We start from the raw sequence: 9,504 nt of genomic DNA, 5'->3' as shown, positions 1-9,504 counted from the left end.
CCCTTAATGCAATGCCGCAGGATGTAAAAACGGTGTTTGAAAGCTATCCCCAGCTGGCGCAGGTCAGATTGCAGAGGTTGCGCCGTATCATCTTTGAAGAGGCAGTCCGCCTCGATGTGGGCGCGCTGGAGGAGACGTTGAAGTGGGGCGAGCCCGCCTATCTGACAACAAAAAGCAAAGCAGGCAGCACGATCCGCATGGCATGGAAGGATAAAGCACCCGCTTCATTCAGCCTGTTTTTTAACTGTAACACTGACCTTGTGGGGCGGATGAGTGAACAGTTTCCGACAGAGTTCCGCTATATAGGCAATCGCGAGGTCGCGATGAATTTGGATGACGATCTGCCAGAGTTCGCGGCGCGCGCGCTGGTGTCTATGGCGCTTACCTACCATCGCGACAAATGAAAAAGGCCCCGCCGCTGATGCGACAGGGCCTTTTCAAACTGATTGGATCAAAGCCTAGACCGCTTTCTTCAGCGCCTCGCCAAGATCGGTTTTTTCCCAAGAGAAACCACCATCCGCATCGGGCTCGCGACCAAAATGGCCATAGGCCGCAGTGCGCTCGTAGATCGGCTTGTTCAGCTGCAAATGCTCACGGATGCCGCGAGGTGTCAGGTCCATGCACTTATCAATCGCTTTTTCGATTTCAGCATCGCCAACCTGGCCCGTGCCAAAGGTATCGCAATAGATCGACAAAGGCTTGGACACGCCAATCGCATAGGACAACTGGATCGTGCATTTGTCCGCCATGCCAGATGCGACAACGTTCTTTGCAAGATAGCGCGCCACATATGCCGCCGAGCGGTCAACCTTGGTTGGATCTTTGCCGGAGAAAGCACCGCCGCCATGCGGCGCTGCGCCGCCGTAGGTGTCCACGATGATTTTACGCCCTGTGAGGCCCGCGTCGCCGTCAGGACCGCCGATGACGAAAGTGCCAGTGGGGTTCACCCACCATTCCGTCGCCTCGGTGATCCAGCCTGATGGCAGGACTTCGCGAATGTAGGGTTCAACAATGGCGCGGATATCGTCCGATGTCTGGCTCTCGTCGCGGTGCTGTGTTGACAGAACGATAGAGGATACACCAACCGGCTTGCCACCCTCGTAGATCACCGAAAGCTGCGATTTCGCGTCCGGGCGCAGCGTTTCTTCTGTGCCGTCTTTGCGGACCTCGGCCAATCGGCGCAGGATTGCGTGGGAATAATGGATCGGCGCGGGCATAAGCGCGGCGGTTTCGTTGGTGGCAAAACCGAACATAATGCCCTGATCGCCCGCGCCTTCATCTTTATCCGCTCTGGAATCTACGCCCTGCGCGATATGCGCGGACTGCTCGTGCAGCAGGTTGGTGATTTTGACGGTTTCGTGGTGGAACTTGTCCTGCTCATACCCAATGTCTTTGATGCAGGCGCGCGCGATGTCTTCGATCTTGCCCATATATTCTTTGAGCTTGGATTGATCGGACAGACCGACTTCGCCGCCAATGACAACGCGGTTGGTGGTTGCGAAGGTTTCCGCCGCAACGCGCGCCTCAGGTTCTTCGGTTAGGAAGGCGTCGAGAACCGCGTCTGAAATACGATCGCACAGTTTGTCGGGATGCCCTTCGGAAACGGATTCCGAAGTGAATGTGTAATTCTGCCGTGTCATGGATACTGCTCCAATAGGGTTAATCCGCCACGTCAGGAAGCCGTTGTGGCGGTCATTGAATGGGCTTACGCCCCTATAGTTTCTACGCTAATCCTTGCGCGATACGTATGGCATAAGTGTGACCGCGAAGAGAAAAAGCAAGGCGAGAAGCACAGGAATATCGCCTGTGCGTGAATAAAGTGTCGGCGCCAAGGGCGATGGTAGTGCGGTATCTATATACCCTGAAACGCCAAGGGCAAGACTATCAAGCACTCTGCCGTGGGCATCAATTGCAGCCGTTATGCCGGTATTAGCGCTGCGCAGCAGTGGCAGGCCCTGCTCGATCGCGCGAAACTGCGCCTGCACCAAATGTTGATAAGGGCCAGACCACGTTCCGAACCACGCGTCATTGGTGACGTGTAGCAGAAAAGCGGGGCGCCCTTCCGGGCTTTGCATTTGATCTGGAAAAACCGCCTCGTAACAGATCAGCGGCAGTGCAGTGCCAATTGGGCCGAGGTCAATCAATTCTGGCCCTTGGCCAGCGGCAAATCCACCGAAGGTTTCGGTCAGCGTTGACATACCAAGGCGCGACAGCACCGTCCCAAGCGGGAGATACTCGCCGAAGGGCACCAGATGATGTTTGTCATAGACCTGGCCGACCTGTCCATCGGCACGCAAAAGCGCAAGACTGTTGAAGGCGTTCAATCCCTCATAACGCTGCGCGCCGATCAACACCGGTACGCCTGCCGCCGCGTCGGCAATATGAAGCAAGGTGCGTTCTGCATCATTAAGCCAGTTCGGGAGTGACGTTTCGGGCCAGACAATCAGGTCAGGCTTGGGCTTGGCCTCGGTTGCGGCGATCTGGCGCTTGAAGAAGATCGGCATATAGTCGCGATCCCATTTCTGATGCTGGGGCGCATTGGGCTGTGTCAGGCGAATGATCGGAGCATCATTTGCCGTTTCAGGGGCGTTGCCCAAGCGCAACGTCCCGGGCGCTCCAAGGGCAATCAGCGCAAGCAGGCCAAAGGCAATGCCCTTGCGCCTATCCCAAAGGACCGGAAGCGCTGCGATAATCAGGGCAAACGCACCCAATCCATGCGGCCCGATATGGGCGGCGAATTGTGCAAAGGGCGTATCGGCAAAGGCATAGGCCTGTAATCCCCAAGGAAAGCCCGTCAGCACCGTGCTGCGCGCATATTCGGCGAGCGGCCAAAGCGCGAGTATGCTTGCAGGCCTGCCAAGGCGCGCCGCGATCCAGAATGGCAACGCCCAAAACAGCGCCAAACCACCTGCCATGCCTGCAAGCGCGAAAGGAGCCATCCAGCCGTGCGTGGCAACATCAACAAGAAACGGTTCAATGATCCAAATCAGCGAGGCAGCAAAGTAGCTGGCACCGATGCTCCACCCTGTCCAGGCGGCGCGCTTCGCGCTAGCCGCGGATTTCAACAGCCAGAGCGACAGGGCAAAACCTGCGAATACCAGCGGCCAAATACCAAGCGGGGCCTGCGCTGCGGCGAAGAACAGCCCTGCAAGAATGCAGAGCGCGAAATGCCGCCGCCTCGCGTTCATTGCTTACTCGGCAGGTGGCGGCGTCAGACGCACGCGCAGCCGCTTGATCCGGCGCGGATCGGCGTCGATCACCTCGAACTCGTAGCCCGCAGGATGACGCACTACCTCGCCGCGCGCAGGTACGTGACCTGCAAGCATAAAGACAAGGCCGCCAAGCGTGTCGATTTCTTCCGCGTCGATGTCGTCATCTTCTGTTAGATGAACGCCGACGGCGGATTCAAATTCTTCCAACGGGGCTTTGGCCTGAGCCAGATACTGACCAGGTTTTTCCAGCGTCCAAAGCTCGGCTTCTTCGGTGTCATGTTCGTCTTCGATTTCACCGATGACCTGTTCGATCAGGTCTTCAATCGTCACCAGACCGTCCACACCGCCATATTCATCGATGACCAAAGCCATGTGACGCCGCTCGGTCTGCATTTTTGTCAGCAGAATTCCGATGGGCATGGAGGGCGGCACAAACAGCAACGGGCGCAGCATCGTGCCCAACTCAAACGGCGTATCTTTTGCGTTGAAACCGTGCAACAGGGCAAAGTCTTTGAGATGTGCAAAGCCAAGCGGTGTATCAAGCGTGCCGTCATAAACCGGTAGCCGTGTCAGCCCGCTTTCGCGAAAGACATCGAGAAGCTCATCCTTGGTGGCATTCACGGAAACGCAAGTGATGTCGGCTTTTGGAACGGCAACATCTTCGACGCGCATGCGGCGCAGGTTTATCATCCCGTGCGACTGGATACGTTGCGGCGATGCAGAGGGCGCTGGTATGGCTTCTGGCTCGCCGTCCTGAGAGGGGCTTAGCGCAGAGATCACGCGGGAGAAAAAACCGCCGTCATTGTCAGGCAGTTCAGCGGGTTGCTGGGGTTGCTCCTTGGGCTGCGCGCTTTGCGCTGCAATAGAAGAGCCGTCTGTTTCGCCCATGGCGTGGTGTATTCCTTGTATCGTTACGGCGTCTTTGCGCCGCGTGGGGTTAATATGGGCTTTCTATGCCCAGAGTGCCAAGTATGCGCACTTCGGTTTCTTCCATCAAAGTGGCATCAAGGTCACGGATATGATCGTATCCAAGCAAATGAAGCGTCCCGTGCACGATAAGATGTGTGACATGATCGCTCATGGGCTTGCCGGCTACGCTCGCTTCGCGCGCGCAAGTATCAAAACTGATCGCAATATCGCCAAGTTCGGCGTTCATCGGCAGGGCCGGTTGCTCTGGTGGCGCGCCATCAATTTCGCTGGCGCGCTCGTCAGAGGGCCAAGACAACACGTTGGTCGGTGTTGGCTTGTCCCTGAATTCTGTGTTCAACTCGGCAATGCGCGCATCATCGCAGGCGAGGATCGCAATTTCGAAAGCGTCCGGATCCAGGTTCAGATGCTGCAACGCCGCGCGCGTTGCAGGTTCGAACAGCGCAACAAGCGGCCCGCTCCAGCGGTCGTCTTCAATGATCGTATCGGTAAGCATAGTTAATCAGTCCGACTGGGGGCCAACCCCCAGACCCCCGGAGTTTACTGGCAAAATGAAGAGGTTCAGGAGTTTTTGCGCGCGAGCATCTTCTCGTGATCTGCCTCATAGGCTTCAATGATGGCGGCAACAAGAGGGTGGCGCACGACGTCTTTGGACGTGAAATAGTTGAAGCTGATCGACGGGATTGTGTTGAGCAGGCGTTCTGCATCGGCAAGTCCAGAGGGTACGCCGCGCGGCAGGTCGATCTGGGTGCGATCCCCTGTGATTACCATGCGCGAGCCTTCGCCGAGGCGGGTAAGGAACATTTTCATCTGCATGGTGGTCGCGTTCTGTGCTTCGTCCAGGACGACGAATGCATTGGACAGCGTGCGCCCGCGCATGAAGGCCAGCGGCGCGATTTCGATGCGTTTGTCTTCCAGCAGTTTGGCGAGCTGCTTGGCAGGCAAAAAGTCGTTCAGCGCATCATAGAGAGGCTGCATGTAGGGATCGACCTTGTCCTTCATGTCCCCGGGCAGATAACCCAGCTTTTCACCCGCTTCAACGGCAGGGCGCGACAGGATGATTTTGTCCACATGGCCACCGATGAACATCGACACACCGACAGCAACTGCAAGATAGGTTTTGCCTGTGCCCGCAGGGCCGATGCCAAAGGCCAGTTCGTTGTTGAAAAGGGATTTCACATAAGCCTTTTGCGCATCTGTGCGCGGCTCAACCAGTTTCTTGCGGGTTTTGATTTCGATGTGATCGTTCTTGAACATCTCGATCTGATCGCCGTCATCATCCGTTGTACGGCGCGGTGTCAGACCCATGCGCATTTCGCGGTCGATGTCGCCCGCTTCCACGGATTTACCCGTTTCAAGGCGGGCGTATAGCGCGCCGAGCACTTCGATCGCGGCGGCGCGATTGTCAGGGTCACCCATGATAATCAACTGATTGCCACGCCGGATGATTTGCACATCGGCACCACCTTCCACCTGAGCCAGATTCTTGTCGAACTCACCGCAAAGATCGATCAGCAGACGGTTATCGGGAAATTCCAACTTTGCTTCTGTTGCGGTTGGCAGGTCCGGGGATAGGGTGGTGGCGCTCACTCAGCTCTCCTGATGTTTGTCTGTATGATATAGGGCGCTTGGCGCACGAAAAAAGCCGCAGGCGAAAGACCTGCGGCTTTTGTTGTTTGATCTGCCGAGGCGATAATCAGAAGATATCCCCGATGGCGCTCGTGGAGCCACCTTTGAACGGGCCAGTCGCCACGTTTGCAGGTGCTGCACCGGAGCAAACCGGCTTGCCGTATTTGTCGAGGCGTGCAGAAAGGTAACCTTCAACACCGTCGTCGATGATCCAGTGGTCACAACCGTTTGGATCGACCCAGATGCCTGCTTTAAGCTGACTCAGGTCCTTTTTGTCAAAGCCGCGGTCAACGCCTTTGTCGGGACCAATCTGGCCGCCGCCTTCACAGGCTGCAAGTGCAGATACTGCGACAATCGCGAGGGTAAGTTTTGCGAGTTTCATATTTCTGTTCCTCAGCGAATGCAGATGATTTCGACGCGGCGGTTCTGTGCCATGCCGTTACGGGTGCCGTTTGATGCACGTGGCATACGTTCGCCGTAACCACGGACGTCAACAACGCGTGCGCCTGTGCTTTGAGCAACGGATGCGACAGTTGCAGCGCGGTTGTAGGACAAACGCATGTTGTATTCGTCCGACGCGCGGCTGTCTGTGTGGCCCGCAATGATATATGCAGAAGCCTTGGCACTCTGGAAGAAGCTCGCAAGCTGCTGGCGGCCAGAGTTGCTGATGTGGTGGCTGTTTGTTGCAAAGAACTGGTCAGAGTTCATCACGCCACAGACATTACCCCGGCGGCAGACCGGAATGCCCTGGCGGGTTGTGTGCGGGGTCATATAACCCTCGACACCGTCATCCATGACCCAGTGCTCACATCCATCTGGATCGACCCAGATGTTTGGAATGTAGCGTTCACCCAGTACTGTGCGTGTGTTGCCAGTTGCGGCACCTTGGATGGCAGTCGCCACGCCCTGAGTGTTACCGTATTGTTGCGTACCGTATTGCTGCGCCATCGCTGTCCCGCTTAGCGCGAACGCGCTCAAGCTGACGAGAGCAATGCCCTTGGCAACGGTACGAAGTGCTTTGGAAAGTATATTTGCCACAGCCATTGTCCTTCGTCCTAATCCCCCCAGAGCGGCACCATATACGCGGTGTCTTAACTCTGTATCCCACTAGATATTGGCTATCTTACCAAATCCGAGCGCCGTGTGAAGCGCAATGTGTCCGAATTGTGGCACGGATTCACTGCAATTGCCAATAATCTTAGGGGTTAAGGTTGTGTTGGGCACTATTAGTGCCGGCAATGCTCCGACTCCCCAGATTTAGTCGGCAATTATCAGCTTGCACGATTCGGTTGTTCTAGGACGCGAAACGAAGCCGAAATTAACGAGATATTGGCAATCAAGCAAAGTGCATCCAGAGCGCCGGTTCCGCCGAATTTGCCGTCGCAAAGTTAATCCGATTTGACGGTGTTCTTTAAATATGTGCGCCAGCCAAGGAATTCCGCACGGCTTCGGTGATGCGAACTTTTACCAGATCGCCGACCTGGGCCGTACTGTTGTTGATATGCACCGCGTGCAGATACTCGGATTTGCCAACCATCTGGCCCGGATCGCGGCCCGGCTTTTCGACAAGCACGGTGACGTCGCGGCCAACCATGCTTTGCTGGATTTCCATCTGTTGGCGAAAGATCAGCGCTTGCAGGCGTTGCAACCGCTCGTTCGCTTCGGTGTCATCGACCTGCGTACGTTCTGCGGCGGGGGTGCCGGGGCGGGTCGAATACTTGAAGGAATAGGCATAGCCGTAGCGGACCTCTTCAATCAGATCGAGCGTGGCCTGGAAATCCTCTTCGGTTTCTTCGGGGAAGCCGACGATAAAATCACCAGACATAAGAATGTCAGGGCGCGCTGCACGGATGCGTTCGATCAGGCGTAGATAGCTGTCGCGGGTGTGGCTTCGGTTCATCCGTTTGAGAATGCGATCAGAGCCGCTTTGTACGGGTAAGTGCAGATAGGGCATCAGCTTGGCGCAATGGGCGTGGGCGTCAATCAGATCGTCCTGCATATCGTTAGGATGGGATGTGGTGAACCGGATGCGCGCCAGACCATCGACCTTGTCGAGTTCCCAAATCAATTGCGCGAGGCCCCATTCGTTCCCGTCCGGGCCAGAGCCGTGATAGGCGTTGACGTTCTGGCCGAGCAGGGTGATCTCGCGCACACCGCGCTCAACCAAATCCTTGGCCTCGTCCACGATGCGCTGCACGGGGCGCGAAACTTCTGCGCCGCGTGTATAAGGAACAACGCAGAACGCGCAGAACTTGTCGCAACCTTCCTGAACGGTCAGGAACGCGGCTGGCGCGCGCTTGGCCTTGGGGCGGTTTTTGAGCGCCTCGAATTTGTCCTCGATTGGGAAATCCGTATCGAGCGCCTTTTCACCGCGCCGCGTCTTGGCTTCCATTTCCGCAAGGCGATGATAGCTTTGGGGGCCGACTACCAGATCGACCGCAGGCTGACGGCGCATGATCTCTTTGCCCTCGGCTTGGGCGACACAGCCAGCGACGCCGATTTTCAGATCAGGTTTATCGGCCTTGAATGCTTTCATCCGTCCCAGCTCGGAGTAGATCTTTTCGGCAGCTTTTTCGCGGATGTGGCAGGTGTTGAGCAGGATCATGTCTGCGTCTTCAGGCGTCTGCGTTGTCTCGTAGCCCGAGGCTTCCAGGGCTTCCCCCATACGTTCGCTGTCATAGACGTTCATCTGGCAACCGTAGGTCTTGATAAAGAGTTTCTTAGTCTCGGCCATGATAAGATGCTTCCCGGAAGTTGCGCGCATGCTGCATACGAATTGGCGCCTGTTACATCATAAGTATGGGCGCTTGCAATGCGCGCGCAAATCACCGATTCTGTGGATAAGTGCAAATGAAAAGGAAGAGCCTGTGTCGCGCTACGCGTCTTTGAAACAATTCATTGCTGAAGCAGGTGACGTTCTGGCCAAAGGGCCGGTTGCGCTGGTTTTTGTCGAGGATGATATCGAAGTCGGCACAACACTGCGTCACAACCTCGATTGCGGTTTCAAACAGGTGATCGCTTTTATGCCTGACGCGTTCGAATTGCCGGGCGACCTGCATGAGAAAGTGCATCGCGTCAGCTATGATATGACCGAAGATGCGGCGCTGGAAAAAGCGGTCAATGCTGTTATCGCGGCGGCCCCTGATATCTGGCTCTATTACTGCTACAATTCGGAATATCTTTTTTACCCATTCTGCGAGACGCGCACGGTCGGGGAAATGATCGCCTTCAATATGGAAGAGCGCCGCGATACGATCCTGACCTATGTGATCGACCTTTACGCCGACAATCTTAGAAAATTTCCCGACGCTGTGTCGCTAGAGCACGCACATATGGATCGCTCGGGCTATTATGCGCTGGCGCGGATGAAGCCTGGAACCGAATGGCCCGAAGAACGCCAGCTGGATTTCTTTGGCGGGCTTCGCTGGCGCTATGAAGAGCATGTGAGCGAAGCAAGCCGCAAAATTGATCGCGTCGGTTTGTTCAAATCGGTCAAAGGGCTGCAATTGCGCGCGAACCACACGTTCAACCTGCCTGAATACAACACGTATAGCTGTGAGTGGCATCACAACATTTCGGCGGCGATCATGTCGTTTCGAACCGCTAAAGCGCTCAAACGTAATCCCGGGTCGTCCTTTGATATCGAGACGTTCCAATGGCACAATTCCGCGCCGTTTGAATGGCATTCCCGGCAACTGCTTGACCTTGGGCTGATGGAGCCGGGGCAGTGGTTCTG

Annotated in this window: 10 protein-coding genes and 1 riboswitch; of the genes, 2 read left to right on the top strand and 8 right to left on the bottom strand. The window is 56.2% G+C overall.

Annotated elements, in window-relative coordinates:
* Nucleotides 1-404 (top strand): DUF1801 domain-containing protein (locus WBC85_RS08295; RefSeq protein WP_424435165.1); only part of this gene is annotated, 404 nt, incomplete at its 5' end.
* A 54-nt stretch (nucleotides 405-458) separates the two neighbouring features.
* On the opposite strand, the gene metK is transcribed toward WBC85_RS08295, so the two are convergent.
* The 8 genes from metK to miaB all read right to left on the bottom strand — a co-directional run bounded on the left by metK (nucleotide 459) and on the right by miaB (nucleotide 8,502).
* The gene (gene metK / locus WBC85_RS08290; RefSeq protein ID WP_424435162.1) at nucleotides 459-1,640 is read right to left on the bottom strand and encodes a methionine adenosyltransferase; all 1,182 of its coding nucleotides are present in this window, start codon (nucleotides 1,638-1,640) and stop codon (nucleotides 459-461) included.
* 6 nt (nucleotides 1,641-1,646) lie between these two features.
* A riboswitch (SAM-SAH riboswitch) is annotated at nucleotides 1,647-1,695 on the bottom strand.
* A gap of 32 nt (nucleotides 1,696-1,727) precedes the next feature.
* Nucleotides 1,728-3,188 carry an apolipoprotein N-acyltransferase gene (gene lnt, locus WBC85_RS08285; RefSeq protein ID WP_424435159.1) on the bottom strand — a complete coding sequence of 487 codons (1,461 nt, stop codon included), beginning with the start codon at nucleotides 3,186-3,188 and terminating at the stop codon, nucleotides 1,728-1,730.
* 3 nt (nucleotides 3,189-3,191) lie between these two features.
* Nucleotides 3,192-4,100: a hemolysin family protein gene (locus WBC85_RS08280; protein WP_424435156.1), complete on the bottom strand. Its 909-nt coding sequence runs from the start codon at nucleotides 4,098-4,100 to the stop codon at nucleotides 3,192-3,194.
* A gap of 49 nt (nucleotides 4,101-4,149) precedes the next feature.
* A complete protein-coding gene (gene ybeY / locus WBC85_RS08275; protein WP_424435153.1) occupies nucleotides 4,150-4,635 on the bottom strand; it encodes an rRNA maturation RNase YbeY in 486 nt (161 codons plus the stop codon).
* A 65-nt stretch (nucleotides 4,636-4,700) separates the two neighbouring features.
* A complete protein-coding gene (locus WBC85_RS08270; RefSeq protein ID WP_424435150.1) occupies nucleotides 4,701-5,729 on the bottom strand; it encodes a PhoH family protein in 1,029 nt (342 codons plus the stop codon).
* Between the two features lie 106 nt (nucleotides 5,730-5,835).
* Nucleotides 5,836-6,150, bottom strand: coding sequence for a hypothetical protein (locus tag WBC85_RS08265; protein ID WP_424435147.1), 315 nt, complete (start codon nucleotides 6,148-6,150; stop codon nucleotides 5,836-5,838).
* An 11-nt stretch (nucleotides 6,151-6,161) separates the two neighbouring features.
* Nucleotides 6,162-6,812 (bottom strand): OmpA family protein, encoded by a 651-nt coding sequence (locus WBC85_RS08260; protein ID WP_424435144.1) that lies wholly within the window; start codon nucleotides 6,810-6,812, stop codon nucleotides 6,162-6,164.
* A gap of 367 nt (nucleotides 6,813-7,179) precedes the next feature.
* Entirely contained in the window at nucleotides 7,180-8,502 is a 1,323-nt protein-coding gene (gene miaB, locus WBC85_RS08255) for a tRNA (N6-isopentenyl adenosine(37)-C2)-methylthiotransferase MiaB (protein WP_424435141.1), read from the bottom strand.
* 133 nt (nucleotides 8,503-8,635) lie between these two features.
* On the opposite strand from miaB, the gene WBC85_RS08250 reads away from it, so the two are divergent.
* The coding region (locus WBC85_RS08250) for a hypothetical protein (protein WP_424435138.1) at nucleotides 8,636-9,504 on the top strand (869 nt) is incomplete at its 3' end.

The sequence above is a fragment of the Planktotalea sp. genome, assembly GCF_049680325.1.
GTDB lineage: Bacteria > Pseudomonadota > Alphaproteobacteria > Rhodobacterales > Rhodobacteraceae > Planktotalea.
This window is presented reverse-complemented; position numbering and strand designations above follow the sequence as displayed.

Coding starts and splice junctions, on each gene's coding strand:
- miaB (WP_424435141.1), bottom strand. CDS start 8,502: ATGGCCGAGACTAAGAAACTCTTTATCAAGACCTACGGTTGCCAGATG.
- lnt (WP_424435159.1), bottom strand. CDS start 3,188: ATGAACGCGAGGCGGCGGCATTTCGCGCTCTGCATTCTTGCAGGGCTG.
- WBC85_RS08265 (WP_424435147.1), bottom strand. CDS start 6,150: ATGAAACTCGCAAAACTTACCCTCGCGATTGTCGCAGTATCTGCACTT.
- WBC85_RS08280 (WP_424435156.1), bottom strand. CDS start 4,100: ATGGGCGAAACAGACGGCTCTTCTATTGCAGCGCAAAGCGCGCAGCCC.
- ybeY (WP_424435153.1), bottom strand. CDS start 4,635: ATGCTTACCGATACGATCATTGAAGACGACCGCTGGAGCGGGCCGCTT.
- WBC85_RS08260 (WP_424435144.1), bottom strand. CDS start 6,812: ATGGCTGTGGCAAATATACTTTCCAAAGCACTTCGTACCGTTGCCAAG.
- metK (WP_424435162.1), bottom strand. CDS start 1,640: ATGACACGGCAGAATTACACATTCACTTCGGAATCCGTTTCCGAAGGG.